The organism is Streptomyces sp. NPDC001604 (assembly GCF_042893475.1).
In the GTDB taxonomy this organism is placed as follows: Bacteria; Actinomycetota; Actinomycetes; order Streptomycetales; family Streptomycetaceae; genus Streptomyces.
The window spans coordinates 77,119-99,821 of record NZ_JBIAUY010000024.1; the positions used below are offsets into that span (position 1 = coordinate 77,119).

At 71.1% G+C, this 22,703-nt stretch carries 16 protein-coding genes; 6 read left to right on the forward strand and 10 right to left on the reverse strand.

Annotated features, from left to right (window positions below):
- Positions 1-29: 29 nt before the first annotated feature.
- From ACFY1E_RS42235 to ACFY1E_RS42260, 6 genes are read right to left on the reverse strand one after another with little or no spacing between them, the layout of a single operon-like run.
- Positions 30-1,220 (reverse strand): CaiB/BaiF CoA transferase family protein, encoded by a 1,191-nt coding sequence (locus tag ACFY1E_RS42235; RefSeq protein WP_389086381.1) that lies wholly within the window; start codon positions 1,218-1,220, stop codon positions 30-32.
- Complete coding sequence (rbsK, locus tag ACFY1E_RS42240) at positions 1,217-2,110, reverse strand: ribokinase (RefSeq protein WP_389086383.1); 894 nt, start codon at positions 2,108-2,110, stop codon at positions 1,217-1,219. Before rbsK ends, ACFY1E_RS42235 begins: the two co-directional genes overlap by 4 nt.
- Positions 2,107-3,558, reverse strand: coding sequence for an ADP-ribosylglycohydrolase family protein (locus ACFY1E_RS42245; RefSeq protein WP_389086386.1), 1,452 nt, complete (start codon positions 3,556-3,558; stop codon positions 2,107-2,109). Before ACFY1E_RS42245 ends, rbsK begins: the two co-directional genes overlap by 4 nt.
- Positions 3,546-4,712 carry an ADP-ribosylglycohydrolase family protein gene (locus ACFY1E_RS42250; RefSeq protein ID WP_389086388.1) on the reverse strand — a complete coding sequence of 389 codons (1,167 nt, stop codon included), beginning with the start codon at positions 4,710-4,712 and terminating at the stop codon, positions 3,546-3,548. Before ACFY1E_RS42250 ends, ACFY1E_RS42245 begins: the two co-directional genes overlap by 13 nt.
- Before the next feature lie 8 nt (positions 4,713-4,720).
- Entirely contained in the window at positions 4,721-6,403 is a 1,683-nt protein-coding gene (locus ACFY1E_RS42255) for an ADP-ribosylglycohydrolase family protein (RefSeq protein ID WP_389086391.1), read from the reverse strand.
- Positions 6,400-7,515 carry an ADP-ribosylglycohydrolase family protein gene (locus ACFY1E_RS42260; RefSeq protein WP_389086393.1) on the reverse strand — a complete coding sequence of 372 codons (1,116 nt, stop codon included), beginning with the start codon at positions 7,513-7,515 and terminating at the stop codon, positions 6,400-6,402. Before ACFY1E_RS42260 ends, ACFY1E_RS42255 begins: the two co-directional genes overlap by 4 nt.
- 273 nt (positions 7,516-7,788) lie before the next feature.
- On the opposite strand from ACFY1E_RS42260, the gene ACFY1E_RS42265 reads away from it, so the two are divergent.
- From ACFY1E_RS42265 to ACFY1E_RS42275, 3 genes are all read left to right on the forward strand, one after another.
- Positions 7,789-8,520 carry a VIT1/CCC1 transporter family protein gene (locus tag ACFY1E_RS42265; protein ID WP_389086395.1) on the forward strand — a complete coding sequence of 244 codons (732 nt, stop codon included), beginning with the start codon at positions 7,789-7,791 and terminating at the stop codon, positions 8,518-8,520.
- Positions 8,521-8,923: 403 nt separating this feature from the next.
- Complete coding sequence (gene gltB / locus ACFY1E_RS42270; RefSeq protein ID WP_389086398.1) at positions 8,924-13,525, forward strand: glutamate synthase large subunit; 4,602 nt, start codon at positions 8,924-8,926, stop codon at positions 13,523-13,525.
- A complete protein-coding gene (locus ACFY1E_RS42275) occupies positions 13,518-14,981 on the forward strand; it encodes a glutamate synthase subunit beta (protein ID WP_389086400.1) in 1,464 nt (487 codons plus the stop codon). Before gltB ends, ACFY1E_RS42275 begins: the two co-directional genes overlap by 8 nt.
- Positions 14,982-15,103: 122 nt before the next feature.
- On the opposite strand, the gene ACFY1E_RS42280 is transcribed toward ACFY1E_RS42275, so the two are convergent.
- Both ACFY1E_RS42280 and ACFY1E_RS42285 read right to left on the reverse strand, forming a co-directional pair.
- Positions 15,104-16,006: a chitosanase gene (locus tag ACFY1E_RS42280; protein ID WP_389086403.1), complete on the reverse strand. Its 903-nt coding sequence runs from the start codon at positions 16,004-16,006 to the stop codon at positions 15,104-15,106.
- 41 nt (positions 16,007-16,047) lie between these two features.
- Positions 16,048-16,959 (reverse strand): rhomboid family intramembrane serine protease, encoded by a 912-nt coding sequence (locus ACFY1E_RS42285; RefSeq protein ID WP_389086405.1) that lies wholly within the window; start codon positions 16,957-16,959, stop codon positions 16,048-16,050.
- Between the two features lie 134 nt (positions 16,960-17,093).
- Between ACFY1E_RS42285 and ACFY1E_RS42290 the strand changes: the two genes are divergently transcribed.
- Together ACFY1E_RS42290 and ACFY1E_RS42295 are read left to right on the forward strand one after the other, a co-directional pair.
- Positions 17,094-17,819 (forward strand): vWA domain-containing protein, encoded by a 726-nt coding sequence (locus tag ACFY1E_RS42290; RefSeq protein ID WP_389086408.1) that lies wholly within the window; start codon positions 17,094-17,096, stop codon positions 17,817-17,819.
- A 104-nt stretch (positions 17,820-17,923) separates the two neighbouring features.
- Positions 17,924-19,573: a cytochrome bc complex cytochrome b subunit gene (locus ACFY1E_RS42295; RefSeq protein ID WP_389086410.1), complete on the forward strand. Its 1,650-nt coding sequence runs from the start codon at positions 17,924-17,926 to the stop codon at positions 19,571-19,573.
- On the opposite strand, the gene ACFY1E_RS42300 is transcribed toward ACFY1E_RS42295, so the two are convergent.
- A complete protein-coding gene (locus tag ACFY1E_RS42300) occupies positions 19,548-20,531 on the reverse strand; it encodes an acyl-CoA dehydrogenase family protein (RefSeq protein WP_389086412.1) in 984 nt (327 codons plus the stop codon). The two genes, ACFY1E_RS42295 and ACFY1E_RS42300, sit on opposite strands and share 26 nt — an antisense overlap.
- A gap of 181 nt (positions 20,532-20,712) precedes the next feature.
- Positions 20,713-21,852 (reverse strand): acyl-CoA dehydrogenase family protein, encoded by a 1,140-nt coding sequence (locus tag ACFY1E_RS42305; protein WP_389086415.1) that lies wholly within the window; start codon positions 21,850-21,852, stop codon positions 20,713-20,715.
- 48 nt (positions 21,853-21,900) lie between these two features.
- On the opposite strand from ACFY1E_RS42305, the gene ACFY1E_RS42310 reads away from it, so the two are divergent.
- The gene (locus tag ACFY1E_RS42310) at positions 21,901-22,692 is read left to right on the forward strand and encodes an SDR family oxidoreductase (RefSeq protein WP_389086417.1); all 792 of its coding nucleotides are present in this window, start codon (positions 21,901-21,903) and stop codon (positions 22,690-22,692) included.
- Positions 22,693-22,703 lie beyond the last annotated feature (11 nt).

A 22,703-nucleotide genomic window follows, 5' to 3' on the forward strand; every position in this document is an offset into this window, starting at 1 on the left:
GGGGCGTAGGGCAAGGTGAGCGGGGGTGTTCATACGGCGCCCTCCTCGCGGAGGGTTGTCAGCTCGGTGGGTGTCAGGCCGAGGGCGGTCAGGACGGTGTCCGTGTCGGCGCCGTGGGGGCGGCCCGCCCAGCGGATCGTGCCGGGGGTGGCGGAGAGGCGGAAGAGGACGTTCTGCATGCGCAGGGGGCCCAGGTCGGGGTCGTCGAGGGTGGTGATCGTGTCCAGGGCCGCGTACTGCGGGTCGGTCATCACGTCCCGTACGTCCTGGATGGGCGCGACCGCGGCCTCGGCCTTCTCGAAGGCCGAGAGGACCTCCTCACGGGTGCGACCGGCGATCCAGCTGCCGACCGCCTCGTCCAGGACGTCGGCGTGCCGGGCGCGGTCGGCGCCCGTTGCGAACCACGGCTCGTCGATCAGCTCCGGGCGGCCGACCAGGCACATGACGCGTTCCGCGACCGACTGCGCGGAGGTCGAGACGGCGACCCAGCTGCCGTCGGCGGTGCGGTAGGTGTTCCGGGGCGCGTTGTTGGCGGAGCGGTTGCCGGTGCGCTGCTGCACGTAGCCCAGCTGGTCGTACCAGGTCGGCTGGGGGCCGAGGACGGTCAGGATCGGCTCGATGATCGCCATGTCGACGACCTGGCCCTCGCCGGTGCGGTCACGGGCGGACAGCGCGGTCATGACGGCGTAGGCGGTGGCCAGACCGGCGATGGAGTCGGCGAGGCCGAAGGGTGGCAGCGTCGGAGGTGCGTCCGGTTCGCCGGTGATGGCGGCGAAACCGCTCATGGCCTCTGCGAGGGTGCCGAAGCCGGGGCGGTGCGCATACGGGCCGAACTGGCCGAAGGCGGTGACCCTGGTGAGGATCAGACGGGGGTTGGCGGCGGACAGCTCCGCCCAGCCCAGGTCCCACTTCTCCAGCGTGCCGGGGCGGAAGTTCTCGATGACGACGTCGGCGCCGGCGACGAGGCGGAGGAGGGTGGATCGACCGCCCGGTTTGGAGAGGTCGAGGGTGATGGTGTGCTTGTTGCGGCCGAGGAGCTTCCACCAGAGGCCGACGCCGTCCTTCGACGGGCCGTGGCCACGGGAGGGATCGGGCTTCGCCGGGTGCTCCACCTTGATGACCTCCGCGCCGAAGTCGCCCAGCATCGTGGCGGCGAGCGGCCCGGCGAAGAGGGTGGCGAGGTCGAGGACACGCAGGCCGGTGAGCGGGGCTTCGTTCATGACGCGAACTGCGCTTCGATCTCCGGGCGGCAGGGCATCGACGCCGACGCTCCGGGCCGCTGGACGGAGAGCGCCGCGGCCGCCCCCGCCCAGGCCAGCGCGGACCACATCGGCCGCCCCTCGGTCAGCGCCACGGCGAGGGCGCCGACGAAGGTGTCACCCGCGCCCGTCGTGTCCACGGCGGTCACCTGCGGCGCGGGGACGGCGAGCGGTTCGGCGCCGCGGGCCGCGTACAGGCTGCCCTCCGAGCCGAGGGTGACGACCACCTCCGGCACCTGGTCCAGCAGGGCCGTGGCCGCGGCGGCGGGGTCGGTGCGGCCGGTGAGGACGGTCGCCTCGTGCTCGTTGGGCACCAACAGGTCGGTGGCGGCGAGCAGTTCGGGCGGGAGCGGCTGGGCGGGGGCCGGGGTGAGGATCGTACGGATGCCGTGGGCGCGGGCGGCCCGCGCGCCCGCCAGTACGGCCGCGAGCGGGATCTCCAGTTGGAGGAGCAGGGCGTCGGCGGAGGCGATGAGGGCGTCGTCGCCGGGGACGAGGTGGTCGACGGTGCCGTTGGCACCGGGGATCACGACGATCGAGTTGCCGCCCTTGTCGTCGACGACGATGTGGGCGGTGCCGGAAGGGCCTTCGACGGTGCGCAGGAGGTCGGTGTCGACGCCCGAATGTTCCAGGGTGGAGCGGAGACGGGTGCCGAAGGCGTCGTTCCCGACCGCGCCGATCATCGAGACGGTGGCGCCCGCGCGGGCCGCGGCGATCGCCTGGTTGGCGCCCTTGCCACCGGGGATCGTACGGAACTCCCGTCCCGTGACGGTCTCTCCGCGCTGCGGGGCCTTCTCGACGTAGGTGACGAGGTCCATGTTCGTGCTGCCCAGTACGACGATGTGGGTCATGGGCGGGATGCCTCCCGGAGGGTGAGGTGGGCCAGGGCGTCGAAGCCGATGCCGTTGAAGTCGCCGATGGAGGTGGCCAGTCGGTTCTTGAGGGGGGTGGTCCAGCGGTCGGGGAGGGCGAGGGGGTCACCGGTGAGGAGGGCGGCGATGCTGCCTGCCGTGGCGCCGTTGGAGTCCGTGTCCCAACCGCCCGACACGGCACGGCAGATGGAGCCGGTGAAGTCGCCGTTCGCGTGGGTGAGGGCGGCGGCGATCAGGGCCGTGTTGGGGACGGCGTGGACCCAGTGGTGGGTGTCGGCGTGGGTGGCGTGGAGCTCGTCCACGACGGTGTCGAAGTCGGCGTGTTCCTCGGCGAGTCGGATGGCGTGGCGGACGGCTCGGGCCAGACGGGAGCGGGGCGGGATCACCGTGAGGCCGGTGCGGAGGCAGGCGTGGATGTCATGGGCGGCGGTGGCTGCCTGCGCGATGGTGGCCGCCGTGAACATCGCCGCGTAGACGCCGTTGGCGGTGTGGGTGAGGGTGGCGTCGCGGTGGGCCTGTTCCGCTGCGGCGGCCGGGTCGCCGGGGTTGGTCCAGCCGTGGACGTCGGCTCGGATGAGGGCGCCGATCCATTCGCGGAAGGGGTTGCGGTGGCGGGCCGTGTGGGGTGGGTCCAGACCGAGGAGAAGGTTGCGGTAGGCGATGCGTTCGGCGGTGAAGGTGCGGCCGGCCGGGAGTTCTGCGAGCCAGAGCTCGGCTGCGTCGGTGGTGGTGAAGTGCTTTCCGTGGCGTTGCAGCAGGAGGAGGTTGAGCAGGGGGTAGTTGAGGTCGTCGTCCTCGGGCATGCCGTCGATGTTCTCGGCGAGGGAGGTTGGCGCCGAGCGGCGGTTCCAGGGGTGTTGCGAGAGGAGTTCTTCTGGGACGCCGTGGGCGGTGAAGTAGGTGTTCAGGGGCCAGTTGCCGGTGGACTGTGCCAGTGCGCGGATGGCTTCGAGGGGGAGTTTTTCCACGGGTTTTCCGAGGAGGCAGCCGACGGCTCTGCCGAGCCAGGCGGCTTCCAGGCGGGCCTGGGTGAGTGGTGCGGTAGGGGCGGCGCTTACTGGCGCCGGCAAGGTGCCGCGTCTCCTTGGGTCGGGAGCCGCCCCAAGCGGCACTACCGCCCGCAGGCTGAGGGGGGTGACGGCGTTCGGCCAGGCTGGGCACAGGGATTTGATCCGTGCCAGGTCCGTTGGTTCGGTGTCCGCCAACTTGCTTGGCAGGTCCGCAAGTTCGTCCAGCAGGTCCTTCGCCAGCAGCCGTAGGTAACGTGACGCCGGTCTCGGTGATGCGCCTGCGCGCAGGGGGGCCTGCGTGCCGCCCGCTGCCCTCCACCTCGCCGCGATCGCCGACGGCTCTCGGCCGTCCAGGGCCGCCTGGCGCAGTTCGTGGCCGATGAGGTCCTCCGGCTGGACCCAGGTCAGTCGGAGCATCTTGGGACTCCGAGGTCGAGGAACGCCGACTCGTGGGCCCTGCGGCGGTGGACGTCCCGTTCGAAGATCTCGCGGGTCACGGCGGTGAGCGTCGCCGCCGGTTGCCACAGGTCCAGGCGGCTCGCCTCCGCCACCTGCTTCGACCAGTCCTCCGGGACCGGGGAACCCAGAGCCCCGGCGAGCGCGCCGGTCATCGTCGCGATCGAGTCGCAGTCGCGGCCGTAGTTCACCGCGCCCAGGACCGCGTGCCGGTAGTCGCCGCGGGACACCAGCAGCATGCCCAGGGCTACGGGGAGTTCCTCGATGGAGTGCAGGCGGGAGGGGCGGCGGGCCCCGAGGGACGGGGTGCGGTAGTCAGGGCCGACCGTGTCGTAGGGGGCGACTGCTTCCCGTAGCGGAATCAGGGCCGATTCGAAGTCCGTGTGGCGGGACGCCTCTTCGCAGACCTTCTCGATCGCCGTGCGGGTGCCGTCCTTCGCGAGGGAGAGGGCCGTGGTGACGACCGAGTCCGAGGTGGCACCGGGGGTGGTCGCCGCAGCCACCGCCGCCGCGAAGACGCCTGCCGCCTCGCGGCCGTACGAGGACTGGTGGGCGCCCGCGACGTCGATCGCCTCGGTGTAGGCGGCCGTGGGGTTGGCCGCGTTCACCAGGCCGACCGGGGCCATGTACATCGCCGCACCGCAGTTGACGATGTTGCCGACGCCGGCCTCTCGGGGGTCGACATGGCCGTAGTGGAGACGGGCCACCAGCCACTTCTCCGCGAGGAAGATGCGGTGCAGGGGGAGGGCTTCCTGCTCCAGTTCCGGGATCCAGCGGGGGGTCGTCATCAGGTCGGGGACCAGGTGGTCCGCGAGCGCGTAGGCGTCGAGGTGGTCGCGGACCCGGTCGTAGACCCGGATCAGGGCGTGCGTCATCAGGGTGTCGTCGGTGACGTGCCCGTCGCCCTTGTGGTACGGCGCGAGGGGCCGGGCCGTGCGCCAGGCCTCTCCGTTCCAGGGGCCGACGACGCCGTGGACGCGGCCGCTGTGGCGTTCGAGGATCTGGTCGGGGGAGTAGCCCTCGACGGGGCCGCCGAGGGCGTCGCCGACCGCCGCGCCCACGAGGGCCCCGGTGATCCGGTCCTCGAGGCTGGTTCTGGGGTTTTTGGGCCTCATGGCCCGAATCATCCTCCTGGTGGGGCCGGTTGTGCGGCTTCCAGGAGTTCGGCGAGTTCCACCAGGTCGGTTCCCGTGAGGCGGGGGAGTGCGCAGCCGGAGAGGGTGCGGCACGCTTCCCGCCAGGTGGCGGGGATCGACGCGCCGCCGCCCAGTGCGCCGGTGAGGGCGCCTGCCAGGGCCGGGGCCGAGTCGGCGACTCGGGAGAGGCAGGCCGCGGCCGGTACCGCTTCGGCGATACGGCCGTTCGACGCGGCGGTCAGGGCCAGGGCCACCGGGACCGTTTCGGCTGCGGCGATGCCGTAGCTGTAGACGTGGTCGACGATCTGGTGTTCCAGGAGGGGGACCAGGGTGAAGGCGGACTCGGCGGTGGCGGCCAGCCCGAGGGCGTGGCGGGCGTTGCGGCCGATCTCCGTGGTCTCGGGGAGTTCGGTGAGGGCCGCGTCGACGCAGGTCTCGACGTCCGCGCCGACCAGGGCCAGTGCGAGTGCCGCCGCCATGGCCCGGGCGCCGTGCACTCCGTCGCCGTCCTGGGTGTAGCGGGCGTCGAACTCGGCGAGGTCGGCGGCGAGTCGGGGGGCGCCGGGGTGGGCCACGGCGAGTACGCAGGCCCGCACGCAGGCCGCGTCGTCGAAGTAGTGGGGGTTGTCGTGGCCGGTGGCGGGCGGGCGCAGGCCGGTGGCGAGGTTGCCGAGGCCGGCGCGTACGGAGATACGGGCGCGGAGGGGGAGGACGGCGGACTCGACCTCCGGGGCGCGGTCCGCGGCGGCGGCCACTTCGCTTGCGAGGGCGTTCCAGGTGAGGTCGATGGCGGCTCTTGTACGGCGCTGTCGGCTGAGGTCGGCCAGGGCGGTGTCGTCGCCGGCGCGCAGGAGTGCCTCCGCGGCGAAGGCCGCCCACTCGGCGTCGTCGGAGGGGCCCAGGCGGAGGGGTTCGGGGGGCTGGTTCAGGGCGATGGGGACGGGGAGGGTGGTGGTGGCGTTCTGTTCGGCGAAGGTGTCGAGTTCGCGGGTGAGGCGGCGTGTCCACTCGGGCATACGGGCGGCCCGGTGGCGGGCGGCGGGCCAGCCGGCCGCGTCGCCCGCAGCGAGGCCGAGCAGCAGCCCGACGGTTCTCCCGGCCCGGGCGGTGCCCTGCGGGTGCCGGGGCTCGGCCGCCTCGGCGGGGCTCTGGCGGTGCGGGGCTTTCCCCGCCCTTGCGGTGCCCTGCGGGTGCCGGGGCTCGGCCGCCTCGGCTTCGCCATCGGCGGATCGGCTCCCACCCGCACCACCCGTGCGACTTTCGTCGTCGGGTGCGGGTGGCCCCTGTGGGAAGTTCTCGCCGTTGGCGGCTGCGCGGTCGGCCGTGCGTGGTTTGTGGTTGGGTGTGGGTGATCTCTGTGGGGGGTTCTCGTCGTTGGCGGCTGCGCGGTCGGCCGTGCGTGGTTTGTGGTTGGGTGCGGGTGATCCCTGTGGGGGGTTCTCGTCGTCGGCGGCTGCGCGGTCGGATGTGTGTGGTTTGGGGTCGGGTGTGGGTGGCCCCTGTGTGGGGCTGTCGTCGTTGGTGGGAGCGGGTGGTCCCTGTCGAGGGGGCTTGGTGTCGTTCGCCGTGGGGGCGGCTGGGTGGGCTTCCGTCTCGGAGGCACGGGGGCCCTGGGGGGTGGGGTCGGTCGGCTCCGTCGTTCCCTCGTTCCAGGGGGCGGGTGGGCTCATCCGGGCGTCTCCGTCTCGTCGGTCGCGGCCAGGGTGAAGGCGGTGGGATCCGGGAGCGGGAAGCTCGTGCGCCCCAGCACGTCCGGTGCGGGTCTCCTCGGGGGCGCCGCCGCGCCCTCGTCCGGGATGAGTAGGTCCGCCACCTCCAGTACGTGGTGGCCCGCCATGGCCGGCAGACAGCTGCCCCGGGCCGGGCCGATGGCAGTTGCCCAGGCCGGGGGGATGGCCGAGACCCCCTGGGTCGCTCCGGCCAGTGCGCCCGCCACCGCTGCCGTCGTGTCCGCGTCCCGGCCCATGTTGACCGCCGTGAGCACCGCGTCGCGGAAGTCGCCGTCCGCCGCCGCGTAGGCGCCGAAGGCCAGGGCGACCGCCTCGGGGGCCAGGTCGGTCCAGGGGTAGCCGCCGATGACGACCGCCGAGCGGACCGCCCGTTCGCCGCGGTGGGCCACCGCCACGGCCCGGCGCAGCGAGCGGGCCGTCCAGGAGTCGTCCGGGACGACCGCCAGGGCGGAGGCCGCGACGGCGAACGTCGGTGCGCCCGCCATCGCCGCGGCCACACCCGCCGCGACCGCCTGGCCGCCGTAGATGCCCTCGCCGTCATGGCTCACCGAGCCGTCGATCGCCACCAGCCGGGCCGCCTCGGCGGGGCGGCCCGCGGCGAAGACGCCGAAGGGGGCCGCGCGCATGGCCAGGCCGTCGCTCCAGGCATGCCGGTGCTGGGCCGAGATGGGGGCGGCGAGGCCGCGGCGGAGGTTCTCCAGGGTGCCGCGTTCGCTGAATCCCGCGCCCCGGAAGGGACCTTCGTCGCGGTCCGCGATCCACTTGTGCCAGGCCGCCTCCACATGGGAGGGGGTGAGTGCCGAGCCGTGCCGGGCCAGCAGCAGGCCGGAGAAGATCGCGTACTCGGTGTCGTCCGTGCCGGCAGGCTCGTCCGTCACATAACCCGTGATGCGGCCCCAGCGGGCACGGATGTCCGACGGCTTCAAGTTCTCGGCCGGGGCTCCAAGGGCGTCGCCGACGGCCAGGCCCAGCAGCGCTCCGCGTGCCCGCTCGCGGAGGCCGGTGGCGTTCCCGGGTGACGGGACCGGGGGAGTGCAGGCGATCGATGCCATACGCGGCCTCTCCGGGAGCGGGGTTCGCACAGGGCGCGAAACCCTTTGCCCATGTGTCCCACCGTCGGCGGTTGACCTGCCCCTGGGGCAGAGCCATGTCACCCGGTCGCCATCTGTGGGTGAGGGCGCGCAGCGCACGGAGAGGTAAAGCTGCAGGTTAGCCGAGCCTTTCCTTGCTGGCGGGGCCGGAATTCGGGGCGTAGGTTTGCTGTTGTCGAAGAGTAGAACGTGTCCAAAGTTAGCTTTGGCTTAGCTTCCCTGGGGGACCCCGTAATGGCGATCATCGAGACCGAGGCCGCGCTGCACGTGGCGCACCGCGACAACCACACGCACCGGGATGTGAACGGCGGCTGGCTGCGGCCCGCGGTTTTCGGTGCGATGGACGGGCTGGTCTCCAACCTCGCGCTGATGACCGGCGTCGCGGGCGGGGCCGTGAGCCAGCAGACCATCGTGCTGACCGGGCTCGCGGGGCTCGCCGCCGGCGCGTTCTCCATGGCCGCCGGTGAGTACACCTCCGTCGCCTCGCAGCGTGAGCTCGTCGAGGCCGAGCTGGATGTGGAGCGGGCCGAGCTGAGGAAGCACCCGGCGGACGAGGAGGCCGAACTCGCGGCGCTCTACGAGGCCCGGGGTGTCGAGCCGGAGCTGGCGCGGGAAGTGGCCCGGCAGCTGTCGAAGGACCCCGAGCAGGCCCTGGAGATACACGCTCGTGAGGAGCTCGGCATCGACCCCGGGGACCTGCCCTCGCCGCTCGTCGCCGCCGTGTCCTCGTTCGGTTCCTTCGCGCTGGGCGCCCTGCTGCCCGTACTGCCGTATCTGCTGGGTGCGACCGCGCTGTGGCCGGCCCTGCTGCTCGCGTTCTTCGGGCTGTTCGCCTGCGGTGCCGTGGTGGCCAAGGTGACCGCGCGGAGCTGGTGGTTCAGTGGGTTCAGGCAGCTCGCACTGGGTGCCGCGGCGGCCGGTGTGACGTACGCCCTGGGCATCGTGTTCGGAACGGCCGTAGGATAGGGCGGCTACAAGTTATGCGTTGGGCCGCATAACTAGCCGTTACTCGCTGGTTTCGGATGCTTAACCACCGGGCATGAGCCGTAAGCGCTGTGAGCAATGAGGCCTGCCGCGCACCCGCGGGAAGGGCGACGCAGCCCTCCCCGTCTTTCGGGCCGATGGACATCGATCTGTCTCATTCGGTCCCCATAGCTTCCACCGCAGGCGCGGTACCCGCACTGCAGCCGCGCGGTGTCCGCATGTTGGAACGGAATATCCCGGTTCCCGAGAACCGCTCCATCATGTAACCTGCACGAAATTTTGCACCCAGCAGAGGGCCAACGTCGTCCCTCGGCAATATGCGCCCCCAGAGCCTCAAGAGCCTGGGAGGCGCCCCCAGCCACTTGAGACGACGACGGGAGAGCCGATGCGTACGCCGCGCCAGCCGTCCCAGCACTCCGCGAATGGCCAGAACTGGTCCTTCATGGATGCTCGCCCTGCTGCGCAGGGTATGTACGACCCCCGCAACGAACGCGACGCGTGCGGCGTCGGCTTCGTGGCGACCCTCACCGGCGAGGCGTCCCACACCCTGGTCGAGCAGGCCCTGACGGTGCTGCGCAACCTCGAGCACCGCGGGGCCACCGGCTCCGAGCCCGACTCGGGCGACGGCGCCGGCATCCTCTCCCAGGTCCCCGACGCCTTCTTCCGTGAGGTGGCCGGATTCGAGCTGCCCGCATCCGGTGCCTACGCCGTCGGCATCGCCTTCCTGCCGGAGGACGGAACGACCGAGGCCGTCTCGCAGATCGAGACGATCGCCGCCGACGAGGGCCTCACCGTCCTCGGCTGGCGCGAGGTGCCGGTCGCGCCCGAACTGCTCGGCGCCACCGCCCGTTCGACGATGCCTGCCTTCCAGCAGATCTTCGTCGCCGACAGCGCCGCTGTGCCTGCTACGGGTATCGCCCTCGACCGCAAGGCCTTTGTGCTGCGCAAGCGCGCCGAGCGTGAGGTCGGTGTCTACTTCCCGTCGCTCTCCGCGCGCACCATCGTCTACAAGGGCATGCTGACCACCGGCCAGCTGGAGCCCTTCTTCCCGGACCTCTCCGACCGCCGCTTCGCGTCGGCCATCGCGCTGGTCCACTCGCGCTTCTCCACGAACACCTTCCCGTCGTGGCCGCTCGCGCACCCCTACCGCTTCGTCGCGCACAACGGTGAGATCAACACCGTCAAGGGCAACCGCAACTGGATGGTCGCCCGCGAGTCGCAGCTGGTCTCCGACCTCTTCGGCGACAAGGGCCTGGACCGCGTCTTCCCGATCTGCACGCCGGACGCCTCCGACTCCGCGTCCTTCGACGAGGTGCTCGAACTCCTGCACCTGGGCGGCCGTTCGCTGCCGCACTCCGTGCTGATGATGATCCCGGAGGCGTGGGAGAACCACGACTCCATGGACCCGGCCCGCCGCGCCTTCTACAACTTCCACTCCACGATGATGGAGCCCTGGGACGGCCCGGCCTGCGTCACCTTCACCGACGGCACCCAGGTCGGCGCGGTCCTCGACCGCAACGGCCTTCGCCCCGGCCGCTACTGGGTCACCGACGACGGCCTGGTCGTCCTCGGCTCCGAGGTCGGCGTCCTCGACATCGACCCCTCCAAGGTCGTCCGCAAGGGCCGCCTGCAGCCCGGCAAGATGTTCCTCGTCGACACGGTCGAGCACCGCATCATCGAGGACGACGAGATCAAGGCGGCCCTCGCCGCCGAGCAGCCGTACGCCGAGTGGATCGAGGCCGGTGAGATCGAGCTGGGCGACCTGCCCGAGCGCGAGCACATCGTCCACACCCACGCCTCGGTCACCCGCCGCCAGCAGACCTTCGGTTACACCGAGGAGGAGCTGCGCGTCATCCTCGCGCCGATGGCCAAGGCCGGTGCCGAGCCGATCGGTTCGATGGGTACCGACAGTCCGATCGCCGCTCTCTCCGAGCGTCCGCGGCTGCTGTTCGACTACTTCACCCAGCTGTTCGCGCAGGTCACCAACCCGCCGCTGGACGCGATCCGCGAGGAGCTCGTGACCTCGCTGCGCAGCTCGCTGGGTCCGCAGGGCAACCTGCTCGACCCGACGGCCGCCTCGTGTCGCAGCGTCGTCCTGCCGTTCCCGGTGATCGACAACGACGAGCTGGCCAAGCTCATCCACATCAACGCCGACGGCGACATGCCCGGCTTCAAGGCCGCGACGCTCTCCGGCCTGTTCCGGGTCTCCGGCGGCGGCGACGCCCTCGCCGCGCGCATCGAGGAGATCTGCGCCGAGGCCGACGCGGCCATCGAGAACGGCGCCCGGCTGATCGTCCTGTCGGACCGTCACTCGGACGCCGAGCACGCGCCGATCCCGTCGCTGCTGCTCACCGCGGCCGTCCACCACCACCTCATCCGCACCAAGCAGCGCACCCATGTGGGCCTGCTGGTCGAGGCCGGCGACGTCCGCGAGGTCCACCACGTCGCGCTGCTCATCGGCTTCGGTGCCGCGGCCGTCAACCCGTACCTGGCGATGGAGTCCGTCGAGGACCTGGTCCGCGCGGGCACCTTCCTCTCGGACATAGAGCCCGAGAAGGCCATCCGCAACCTGATCTACGCCCTCGGCAAGGGTGTTCTGAAGGTCATGTCCAAGATGGGCATCTCGACGGTCGCCTCCTACCGCGGTGCCCAGGTCTTCGAGGCCGTCGGTCTCGACGAGGCCTTCGTGGAGAAGTACTTCAACGGCACGGCCACCAAGATCGGCGGCGTCGGCATCGACGTCATCGCCAAGGAGGTCGCCGCCCGCCACGCGAAGGCGTACCCGGCGAGCGGCATCGCGCCCGCGCACCGTGCGCTGGACATCGGCGGCGAGTACCAGTGGCGCCGCGAGGGTGAGCCGCACCTGTTCGACCCGGAGACGGTCTTCCGCCTCCAGCACTCGACGCGCACCGGCCGCTACGACGTCTTCAAGAAGTACACCCAGCGCGTCAACGAGCAGTCCGAGCGCCTGATGACGCTCCGCGGTCTGTTCGGCTTCAAGTCCGACCGCCCGTCGATCTCCATCGACGAGGTGGAGCCGGTCTCGGAGATCGTCAAGCGCTTCTCCACCGGCGCCATGTCGTACGGCTCCATCTCGCGCGAGGCGCACGAGACGCTCGCCATCGCCATGAACCAGCTGGGCGGCAAGTCCAACACCGGTGAGGGCGGCGAGGACCCGGACCGTCTCTACGACCCGGCCCGGCGCAGCGCCATCAAGCAGGTGGCCTCCGGCCGCTTCGGCGTGACCTCCGAGTACCTGGTCAACGCGGACGACATCCAGATCAAGATGGCCCAGGGTGCCAAGCCCGGCGAGGGCGGCCAGCTGCCCGGCCACAAGGTCTACCCGTGGGTCGCCAAGACGCGTCACTCGACGCCGGGCGTGGGCCTGATCTCCCCGCCGCCGCACCACGACATCTACTCCATCGAGGACCTGGCCCAGCTGATCCACGACCTGAAGAACGCGAACCCGCAGGCGCGGATTCACGTCAAGCTGGTCTCCGAGGTCGGCGTCGGCACGGTCGCCGCAGGTGTCTCCAAGGCGCACGCGGACGTGGTCCTGATCTCCGGTCACGACGGTGGCACGGGTGCCTCCCCGCTGACCTCCCTGAAGCACGCGGGCGGTCCCTGGGAGCTCGGTCTCGCCGAGACCCAGCAGACGCTGCTGCTCAACGGCCTGCGCGACCGTATCGTCGTCCAGACCGACGGTCAGCTGAAGACCGGCCGTGACGTCGTCATCGCCGCGCTGCTCGGCGCCGAGGAGTTCGGTTTCGCGACCGCGCCGCTCGTCGTCTCAGGCTGCGTCATGATGCGCGTCTGCCACCTGGACACCTGCCCGGTCGGCATCGCCACCCAGAACCCGACCCTCAGGGACCGGTTCTCCGGCAAGGCCGAGTACGTCGTCAACTTCTTCCAGTACATCGCCGAAGAGGTCCGAGAGATCCTCGCCGAGCTGGGCTTCCGCTCCATCGAGGAGGCCGTCGGCCACGCCGAGGCGCTCGACGTCACGCGTGCCGTCGACCACTGGAAGGCACAGGGCCTGAACCTGGAGCCGCTGTTCCACGTGCCGGAGCTGGCCGAGGGCGCGGTGCGCCACCAGGTCATCGCGCAGGACCACGGCCTGGAGAAGGCGCTCGACAACGAGCTGATCAAGCTCGCCGCCGACGCCCTGGCCGCGGACTCCGCGACCGACGCCCAGCCGGTGCGCGCCCAGGTCGCGATCCGCAACATCAACCGCACGGTCGGCACCATGCTCGGCCACGAGGTGACGAAGAAGTTCGGTGGCGCCGGCCTGCCCGACGACACCATCGACATCACCTTCACCGGCTCCGCGGGCCAGTCCTTCGGCGCCTTCCTGCCGCGCGGTGTCACGCTGCGCCTGGAGGGCGACGCCAACGACTACGTCGGCAAGGGCCTCTCCGGCGGCCGTGTGATCGTCCGCCCGGACCGGGGCGCCGACCACCTCGCCGAGTACTCGACGATCGCGGGCAACACCATCGCCTACGGTGCGACCGGCGGCGAGCTGTTCCTGCGCGGCCGCACCGGCGAGCGGTTCTGCGTCCGCAACTCCGGTGCCACGGTCGTCTCCGAGGGCGTGGGCGACCACGGCTGCGAGTACATGACCGGCGGTCGCGCGGTGGTCCTCGGCGAGACGGGCCGCAACTTCGCGGCCGGTATGTCCGGCGGTATCGCCTACGTGATCGACCTGAACGTCGACAACGTCAACGCCGGCAACGTCAGCGCCGTCGAGGCCCTCGACGACACCGACAAGCAGTGGCTGCACGACGTGGTGCGCCGCCACCAGGAGGAGACCGGCTCCACGGTCGCCGAGAGGCTCCTGGCCGAGTGGGACACCGCGGTCGAGCGCTTCAGCAAGATCATCCCCAGTACGTACAAGGCAGTGCTCGCCGCCAAGGACGCCGCCGAGCAGGCGGGACTCTCCGAGTCCGAGATCACCGAGAAGATGATGGAGGCGGCGATCAATGGCTGACCCGAAGGGCTTCCTGAACCACGGCCGTGAGGTCGCCAAGTCCCGTCCGGTCGAGGAGCGCCTGAAGGACTGGAACGAGGTCTACGTCCCCGGCTCCCTGCTGCCGATCATCAGCAAGCAGGCCAGCCGCTGCATGGACTGCGGCATCCCCTTCTGCCACAACGGCTGTCCGCTCGGGAACCTCATCCCCGAGTGGAACGACTACGCCTACCGCGAGGACTGGTCGGCCGCGTCGGAGCGTCTGCACGCGACGAACAACTTCCCGGAGTTCACGGGCCGGCTGTGCCCCGCTCCGTGCGAGTCGGCGTGTGTGCTGGGCATCAACCAGCCGCCGGTGACCATCAAGAACGTCGAGGTCTCGATCATCGACAAGGCGTGGGAGACCGGGGACGTCGCCCCGCAGATCCCCGAGCGCCTCTCGGGCAAGACGGTCGCGGTCATCGGCTCGGGCCCCGCGGGCCTGGCCGCCGCCCAGCAGCTGACCCGGGCCGGCCACACCGTCGCCGTCTACGAGCGCGCGGACCGCATCGGAGGCCTTCTCCGGTACGGCATCCCCGAGTTCAAGATGGAGAAGCGGCACATCAACCGCCGTATCGAGCAGATGCGCGCGGAGGGCACCCGCTTCCGTACCGGGATCGAGATCGGCCGCGACCTCAAGGCGACCGACCTGAAGAAGCGCTACGACGCGATCGTCATCGCCGCCGGTGCGACGACCGCCCGTGACCTCCCGGTCCCCGGCCGCGAGCTCAAGGGCATCCACCAGGCGATGGAGTACCTGCCCCTGTCGAACAAGGTCCAGGAGGGCGACTACGTCACCCCCCCGATCTCGGCCGAGGGCAAGCACGTCGTGGTCATCGGCGGCGGCGACACCGGCGCGGACTGCGTGGGCACCGCCCACCGCCAGGGCGCGGCCTCCGTCACGCAGCTGGAGATCATGCCCCGCCCGAACGACGAGCGGAACAACGTCACCCAGCCGTGGCCGACCTTCCCGATGCTCTACAAGGTCACGTCCGCGCACGAGGAGGGCGGCGAGCGGGTCTACTCCGTCTCCACCACCCACTTCGAGGGCGACGAGGACGGCAACGTCCAGTGGCTGCACCTGACCGAGGTGGAGTTCATCGAGGGCAAGCTGACCCCGAAGCCGGGCACGGAGCGCAAGATCCCCGCCCAGCTGGTCACCCTGGCGATGGGCTTCACGGGCACCGACCGGGAGAACGGCCTGGTCGAGCAGTTCGGCCTGGAGCTCGACGAGCGGGGCAACATCGCCCGCGACGCCGACTTCCAGACCAACGTGCCCGGCGTGTTCGTCGCCGGTGACGCGGGCCGCGGCCAGTCGCTCATCGTGTGGGCGATCGCGGAGGGCCGCTCGGCCGCCCGCGGCACCGACCGCTTCCTGACGGGCGCCAGCGACCTGCCGGCCCCGATCCGCCCGACGGACCGTGCCCTGATGGCCTGACGGTCCCTCATATACGTCCCGTACAAAGGCGTACGGAACACCGCAACGGCGCTTGCCCTGTCCCCGACCGGACGATGGCAGGCGCCGTCGCATGTCTGCGGTCGGCCGCCGGGCAGGGTGGGCTACGGCACCTTGTACGTCTCCCCGTACACCTTCCACGTCAGCGGCGTCTTCAGGGCCAGGTTCCCGTCGTACAGGAACTGCCGCTGGGCCGTGTCGACGCGGGTGGTGTCGATGTCCGGACGCTCGCTCCGCATGGCCTCGACGCGGATGTCGAGGAAGACGTCCAGGTAGTTCTTCTCGGAGCCGCCCTGTGAGGGAAGGTCCGCCTCGTCCATGGCGCGTTCGCGCAGGCCGTAGAAGCTGTTCGGGCCGGTGCCGGGGCCGTGCTGGACCATGGCGTCGTAGTAGACGAACTGGCCGAGTGTGCCGAGCCCGTCGAGCTTGGCGAGGCGGACGGCCGGGTCGAAGTAGACGCGGTCGCGCTCCTCGTCCTGGGCCTTACGGAAGGCGGGCAGCTCCGCCTCGGCCTTCCAGGCGGCGGTGAAGCCCGGGTCCAGGCCCTCGTGGGAGTCCGTGCCCTCGACCTCGCGCAGGGCGGGCAGGTAGTCGGCGAGGCCGTTGTCGGGATGGTCCTCGGTGTAGCGCTCGACGAGCGCGAGCAGGTCGTGGGTGCCCGTGCAGAAGCCGACGGTGCCGGCGGTGTAGCCCTGGCCGTCGTCGATGTCCTCGATGTAGCCGTAGGCACTGCGCCAGTTCAGCGTCGAGTTCTCGGCGCTGGCCACGAGCTCCTGGGCCAGTTCCTTCTTGGCGGGGGCGGCGAGGCCGGCCGGCAGGTCGGCGATCACCTCCGCGTCCTCCGCGCTCTCGTGCTCGGCCCGGCTCTTGGCGCTCTGGCGGGCCTTCTGCGCGGCGGTGGTCGGCGTCCTGCTCCCGCTCAAGGAGCCGGCGGGCGAGAGGACGTAGACCACGCCCGTGACGACCGCGGGGAGGGCCGCGAACAGGAGGAAACCGGCACGTTTCATAGCGAGAGGGTACGGCCGGGTGATTCCCGGGTGATTCCCGGTCAGGCCGCCAGTTCTGTGACCTTCGCGGCCGTGAGGATCACAAGCAGCGCCAGCAGGGCGACGCATGCGCCCGCCTGGACAAGGTTGCGGCGCGGGTCGCGGGGTGCGTACGCGTAGGCGAGGGTCACCACACCGCCGGCCAGCAGCCCGCCGAGGTGGCCCTGCCAGGACGTGATGAACGCGGAGATCACCAGCCACAGCAGCAGGCCGCCCATGTACTGGTTGACGGACCTCATGTCGGCGCCCAGCCGCCGGGCCATGACGTAGTACGCGGCCCCGAGCCCGAAGATCGCGCCCGAGGCGCCGACCGCGGCCTGGTCGGGGGCGATCAGCAGGACCAGGACGGAGCCGCCCAGCGCCGACAGGACGTACAGGGCGAGGTAGCGGACCCGGCCGAGCTGGGACTCGACCACCCGGCCGATGTTCCACAGCGCCACCATGTTCATCACGATGTGCGCGATCCCGAACGTCCCGCCGGTGGGCGGCAGATGCAGGAACGCCCCGGTGAGCAGGCGGTACCACTCACCGCCGACCACCCCTTCGAGGTGGTAGTCGGCGGGGTGGTCGGCGATCCATCCGTAGTGGCCGCCGTCGGGTCCGAGCAGTCCCCGGCCCAGCATCTGGAATCTGTCCACGATCGACGGACGCACCAACTCGCCGAGATACGCGAGCACATTGAGCCCGATCAGGACGTACGTCACCGTGGGCGCCGAGGTGATCCGGCCGCCGAACGCGGTACGCGCCTGCCGTACCGACCGCGCGCCCTCCCTCACGCACTCCACGCACTGGTGGCCGACGGCCGCCTCCCGCATGCAGTCCGGGCAGATGTACCGGTCGCAGCGGGTGCAGCGGACATGGGACTCCACCTTGGGATGGCGGTAGCAGGTGGTGACGGTGGACTCGGATTCCACAGCCGGCTCCTCGGAGGGGGTGGGACGGGCGGCGAGCCGGTGGGGACGGCGGCGAACAAAATAGCGAACGGCTGTGGCTGGTGGGAGGGGTGGGGTGGGCGTGACGTAACCTCGGCACGGACGAAGGGGGGAGCATGGCCGCGATCAGTCTCCGCAAGATCGAGGAGAGCGCGCCCGCGCTGGTCAGCCTGTACAAGAGCGCCGGGGTGTCGCTCCACAAGCACGGGCTGGAGGGGGTGCGGGCGGCGGTGTACCTCGTCGTCGACTACTCCGGCTCGATGAAGCCGTACTACAAGGACGGCAGTGTGCAGGCCCTCGCCGACCGGGTGCTGGGGCTGTCCGCGCATCTGGACGACGACGGGCGCGTGCCGGTGGTCTTCTTCTCGACGGACGTGGACGCCAAGACCGACATCGCGCTCGCCGGCCACGAGGGCCGGATCGAGAAGATCGTGGCCGGGCTCGGGCACATGGGCAAGACCAGCTACCACCTGGCGATGGACGCGGTCATCGACCACTACCTCGACAGCGGCTCGACCGCCCCCGCCCTGGTCGTCTTCCAGACCGGCGGCGGCCCGATCAACAAACTGGCCGCGGAACGCTATCTGTGCAAGGCGGCCCGCCTCCCGCTGTTCTGGCAGTTCGTGGGCTTCGGGGACCCGGACAGCAAGCAGTTCGACTTCCTGCGCAAGCTGGACGATCTTGCGGTGCCGCAGAAGCGGGTCGTCGACAACGCCGGCTTCTTCCACGCCGGATCGGATCCGTCGCGGGTGACCGACGCCGAGCTGTACGACCGGCTGGTCGGGGAGTTCCCGACCTGGCTGGCCGCCGCCCGGGCCCAGGGGATCGTACGGTCGGTCTGAGAGCCCGTGAGGGGCGCGAGTCACTCGTACGGCTGCTCTCACCGTTGGCTTACCCGGGACGCCGTGCCACCCTGAGGATGATCCGACGGGGAGGCGACGAACGTATGGACGGCGCACGATCGGGGAACCAGGCGGCCGGCTCCACGCGCAGGGAGCGGGCGGGCACGGGTGAGAAACTGGCGGACTGGGCCGACGGGCGGCTGGGGCTGTACGGGCTGGCCAAGGCCAATATGCGCAAGGTCTTCCCGGACCACTGGTCCTTCATGCTGGGGGAGGTCTGCCTCTACAGCTTTCTCATCCTGATCCTGACCGGCATCTATCTCACCCTGTTCTTCGAGCCGAGCGGCACCGAGGTGATCTACCACGGCTCGTACGTCCCGCTCAACGGCGTCCCGATGACCCGGGCCTACGAGTCCACCCTCGACATCAGCTTCGATGTGCGCGGCGGGCTGCTGATCCGGCAGATCCACCACTGGGCGGCGCTGGTCTTCGTCACCGGCATGCTCGTGCACATGATGCGGGTGTTCTTCACCGGCGCGTTCCGCAAGCCGCGCGAGCTCAACTGGCTGTTCGGCTGGACCCTGCTGTTCCTCGGCATCATCACCGGTCTGACCGGCTATTCGCTCCCCGACGACCTGCTGTCCGGCACCGGCATCCGCTTCGCCGACGGCGCGATCCTGTCCGTCCCGATCGTCGGGACGTATCTGTCCTTCTTCCTGTTCGGCGGGGAGTTCCCGGGGCACGACATCATCTCGCGGCTCTTCCCGGTCCATGTGCTGCTGCTGCCGGGGATCATGCTGGGGCTGGTCGTCGCGCATCTGATCCTGGTCTTCTACCACAAGCACACCCAGTACCCGGGGCCCGGCCGGGACCAGAAGACGGTCGTCGGCATGCCCTTCCTGCCGGTCTACATGGCCAAGGCGGGCGGCTTCTTCTTCCTCGTCTTCGGCGTGCTGGCGCTCATGGGCGGCATCGCCAGCATCAACCCCGTGTGGGCCTTCGGTCCCTACCGCCCGGACCTGGTGACCACGGGGGCCCAGCCCGACTGGTATCTCGGCTTCTCCGAGGGCCTGATCCGGGTGATGCCGGGATGGGAGCTCAACTTCTGGGGCCACACCCTGGAACTCGGCGTCTTCATCCCCTTCACGCTCTTCCCGCTGCTGCTGCTCGCACTCGGCCTCTATCCCTTCCTGGAGGCCTGGATCACCGGCGACAAACGCGAGCACCACATCCTGGACCGGCCGCGCAACATGCCGGTCCGCACCGGCCTGGGCGCCGCCTGGCTGGCCCTGTACGTCGTGCTGCTGATCGGCGGCGGCAACGACATCGTGGCCACTCACCTGCATCTGTCCATCAACTCGATCACCTGGTTCGTACGGGTCTCCTTCTTCGTGGCGCCGGTCGTCGCCTTCCTCGTCACCAAACGGATCTGCATGGGCCTGCAGCGCAAGGACCGGGACAAGGTGCTGCACGGCAGGGAGAGCGGCACCATCAAACGGCTGCCGCACGGCGAGTTCGTCGAGGTCCACGAGCCCCTCGCGCAGGACCAGCTGTTCACCCTCACCCAGCACGAGCAGAACCCGCCCTACGAGATCGGCCCGCTCGTCGACGCGAACGGCGTACGGCGGCCGGTCAGGCCGGGGCAGCGGGTGCGCGCCCGGCTGGCCCGGGTGATGTTCGGCTCGGAGTCGCACATCCCGAAGCCGACGGTGGAGGAGTACCGGGAACTCACCAGCGGCGATCACCACCACTGAGGACCAGGGCCCGGCACTCCTCGGGCCCACCCCATGCGGTGCGCAGGGCGCGGGCCTTGGTCAGCCACAGGGACAGGTCGTACTCCGCGGTGTAGCCGATCGCGCCGTGCAGCTGCAGCGCCGTGCGGGCGGTGGCGTACGCCGCCTCGGAGGCCGTGACCTTGGCAGCGGCGACATCGGCAGGGGTCATGGTGAGCGCGGCACCGAACAGCAGGGGGCGGGCGAACTCCAATGCGATCTTCGCGTCGGCCAGTCGATGCTTGACGGCCTGGAAGCAGCCTATGGGGACGCCGAACTGGGTGCGCTGCCGGGCGTAGGCGACGGTTCGGTCCAGGAGCGCCAGTCCGAGGCCTAGGCACTGGGCGGCAGCGGCGAGGCGACCCCAGGTCAGGCCCTGGGCGACGGCCTCGGCTACCCGCGCTCCGGCGGCGAGCAGTTCTCCGCCGGGCGCCGGCGCGAAGAGGCGGCGGGCGGGGTCCAGGGAGGGGCGTGGTCGGCCGGGCGGGGGAGCGAGGCGCAGCTCGTCGCCCCTTGCCGCCACGGTCAGCCGTACGTCCGCCATGTCCGCGTCCAGCGCATACGGCCCCGTCGCGAGCGTCGCCGCCGACTCGCCGGAGGCCACCGCGGGCAGCAGGCGCTTGGCCGGGCCCGTGTCGTCCAGCGCGGCGAGCACGGCGGCCGCCGCGACCGTCTCCACCACCGGGCCGGGCACCGCATACCGCCCCAACTCGACGAACGCGACGGCCAGTTCCACGGTACGGGGCCCCAGGCCGCCGTACTCCTCGGGGACAGCCAGCGCGAAGACGCCCGCCTCCGCGAGACGGGACCACAGGGCACGGCCGCTCTTGTGGTCGCCGCGGCTCCAGTCCCGTACGACGGAAGGCGTGTCGGCGGCCGCAAGCATGGCATTGAGGGAGGCGGCGAAGGCCCGCTGCTCGGCGTCGAGGAGGAAGTGCATCAGTGCCGTCCCTTCGAAACCGTCGGCATACCTTGGGGCGCGGGAATCGCGGTGCGGCTCGGCGGCGCCCAGAAGGGGCGCGGGACTGTGTTGAACATGCGGCTACCGCCACGCGGGCGCGACAAGCCACGACGGCGCCGCCGCCGACACACCACCCATCGCGGCCCACCCGGCGGAGCCACTAGCGGCGCCCCTTCGGCAGGCCGAGCAGCCGCTCGGCGATGATGTCGCGCTGGATCTCGTTCGTGCCCGCGTAGATCGGGCCGGCGAGGGAGAAGACGTAGCCCTCGGCCCACTCCGAGTCCGCCGCCTCGCCCTGTTCGCCGAGCAGGTCGAGGGCCGTCTCGTGGAGCGCGATGTCGTACTCGGACCAGAAGACCTTGTTCAGGCTGGACTCCGGGCCGATGGAGCCGCCCTCCAGGAAGCGGGAGGCAGCGGCGAAGGTGAAGAGGCGGTAGGCCCGGGCGCCGATCAGGGCGTCCGCCACCTGGGCCTGGGCGGCGGGCGGGCAGCCCTGTTGCTGCCAGAGCCGGTGCAGCCGCTCCGCCGCCGCCAGGAAACGGCCGGGGGAGCGGAGCATCAGGCCCCGTTCGTTGCCCGCCGTCGACATCGCGATCCGCCAGCCCTCGCCGGGCGCGCCGATCACGTCCTCGTCCGGCACGAACACCTCGTCCAGGAACAGCTCGGCGAACGCCGGTTTCCCGTCGAGGCGGCCGATCGGGCGGACCGTGACCCCGGGCGCGCGCAGGTCGAACATCAGGTAGGTCAGGCCCTGGTGAGGCCTCGGGGCCTCCGGGTCGCTGCGGAACAGGCCGAAGGCTCGGTCCGCGAAGGCGGCTCGCGACGACCACGTCTTGTGCCCGCTCAGCAGCCAGCCGCCGTCCGTGCGCACCGCCTTCGACCGCAGGGACGCCAGGTCCGAGCCCGCCTCCGGCTCGGACCAGGCCTGCGCCCACACCACTTCGCCCGTGGCCATGGGCGGCAGCACGCGCGCTCTCTGCTCCTCGCTGCCGTGGTCGAAGAGGGTCGGGGCGAGCAGACTGATCCCGTTCTGACCGACCCGGCCCGGGGCTCCCGCCGCCCAGTACTCCTCCTCGAAGATCAGCCACCGGATGAGGCCGGAGGCCCTTCCGCCGTACGCCGTCGGCCAGTTGACGACCGACCAGCGGTCCGCGGCCAGTTCGGCCTCCCAGGCGCGGTGGGCCGCGAAGCCCTCCGCGGTCTCCAGGGACGGCAGGGGAGCGCGCGGTACCCGGTCCGCGAGCCAGGCCCGGGCCTCGGCGCGGAAGGCCTCCTCTTCCTGCGTGAAGGCGAGATCCATCGGCTGCCATCCTTCCCTAACAAGTGTTTGGTAGGTTAGCGTGGGGCTATGACAGTCGTCGAGAGTCCCGTGTACGAGCCGGGGCACGGGCTGCTGAAGGGACGCACCGCCGTCGTCACCGCGGCGGCCGGAGCGGGCATCGGCGGCGCCACCGCGCGGCGGTTCCTGGAGGAGGGCGCGCGCGTGCTGATCGGTGACGCGCATGTGCGGCGCCTCAAGGAGTACGAGGCCGAGCTAGCCGGCGAGTTCGGGGCCGCGTCGGTCGCCGCCCTGCCGTGCGACGTCACCGACGAGGGCCAGGTGCAGGCGCTGTTCGAGGCCGCCGTGCGGGAGCACGGGCGGCTGGACGTGGTGGTCAACAACGCCGGGCTGGGCGGCACGGCGGACCTCGTCGACATGAGCGACGAGCAGTGGTCCCGCGTCCTCGACGTGACGTTGAACGGCACCTTCCGGTGCACAAGGGCGGCGCTGCGGCTGATGCGCGCGGACGGACGCGGCGGCGTGATCGTCAACAACGCCTCCGTGGTCGGCTGGCGCGCCCAGGCCGGCCAGGCCCACTACGCCGCGGCGAAGGCGGGCGTGATGGCGCTGACCCGGTGCGCGGCGATCGAGGCCGCCGACTACGGGGTGCGGGTCAACGCCGTCTCACCGAGCCTCGCCATGCACCCGCACCTGGTGAAGGTGACGACGCCGGAACTGCTGGAGGAACTGACCGCACGCGAGGCCTTCGGGCGGTACGCGCAGCCGTGGGAGGTGGCCAACGTGATCGTGTTCCTGGCGTCCGGCTACTCCTCGTACCTGACCGGAGAAGTCGTCTCCGTCAGCAGCCAGCACGCCTGAGGACCGGAGCG

Excerpts from the sequence above, each read along its gene's own strand:
- ACFY1E_RS42235 (WP_389086381.1), bottom strand. The coding sequence starts at position 1,220 with ATGAACGAAGCCCCGCTCACCGGCCTGCGTGTCCTCGACCTCGCCACC.
- rbsK (WP_389086383.1), bottom strand. The coding sequence starts at position 2,110 with ATGACCCACATCGTCGTACTGGGCAGCACGAACATGGACCTCGTCACC.
- ACFY1E_RS42245 (WP_389086386.1), bottom strand. The coding sequence starts at position 3,558 with ATGCTCCGACTGACCTGGGTCCAGCCGGAGGACCTCATCGGCCACGAA.
- ACFY1E_RS42250 (WP_389086388.1), bottom strand. The coding sequence starts at position 4,712 with ATGAGGCCCAAAAACCCCAGAACCAGCCTCGAGGACCGGATCACCGGG.
- ACFY1E_RS42255 (WP_389086391.1), bottom strand. The coding sequence starts at position 6,403 with ATGAGCCCACCCGCCCCCTGGAACGAGGGAACGACGGAGCCGACCGAC.
- ACFY1E_RS42260 (WP_389086393.1), bottom strand. The coding sequence starts at position 7,515 with ATGGCATCGATCGCCTGCACTCCCCCGGTCCCGTCACCCGGGAACGCC.
- ACFY1E_RS42265 (WP_389086395.1), top strand. The coding sequence starts at position 7,789 with ATGGCGATCATCGAGACCGAGGCCGCGCTGCACGTGGCGCACCGCGAC.
- gltB (WP_389086398.1), top strand. The coding sequence starts at position 8,924 with ATGCGTACGCCGCGCCAGCCGTCCCAGCACTCCGCGAATGGCCAGAAC.
- ACFY1E_RS42275 (WP_389086400.1), top strand. The coding sequence starts at position 13,518 with ATGGCTGACCCGAAGGGCTTCCTGAACCACGGCCGTGAGGTCGCCAAG.
- ACFY1E_RS42280 (WP_389086403.1), bottom strand. The coding sequence starts at position 16,006 with ATGAAACGTGCCGGTTTCCTCCTGTTCGCGGCCCTCCCCGCGGTCGTC.
- ACFY1E_RS42290 (WP_389086408.1), top strand. The coding sequence starts at position 17,094 with ATGGCCGCGATCAGTCTCCGCAAGATCGAGGAGAGCGCGCCCGCGCTG.
- ACFY1E_RS42295 (WP_389086410.1), top strand. The coding sequence starts at position 17,924 with ATGGACGGCGCACGATCGGGGAACCAGGCGGCCGGCTCCACGCGCAGG.
- ACFY1E_RS42300 (WP_389086412.1), bottom strand. The coding sequence starts at position 20,531 with ATGCACTTCCTCCTCGACGCCGAGCAGCGGGCCTTCGCCGCCTCCCTC.
- ACFY1E_RS42305 (WP_389086415.1), bottom strand. The coding sequence starts at position 21,852 with ATGGATCTCGCCTTCACGCAGGAAGAGGAGGCCTTCCGCGCCGAGGCC.
- ACFY1E_RS42310 (WP_389086417.1), top strand. The coding sequence starts at position 21,901 with ATGACAGTCGTCGAGAGTCCCGTGTACGAGCCGGGGCACGGGCTGCTG.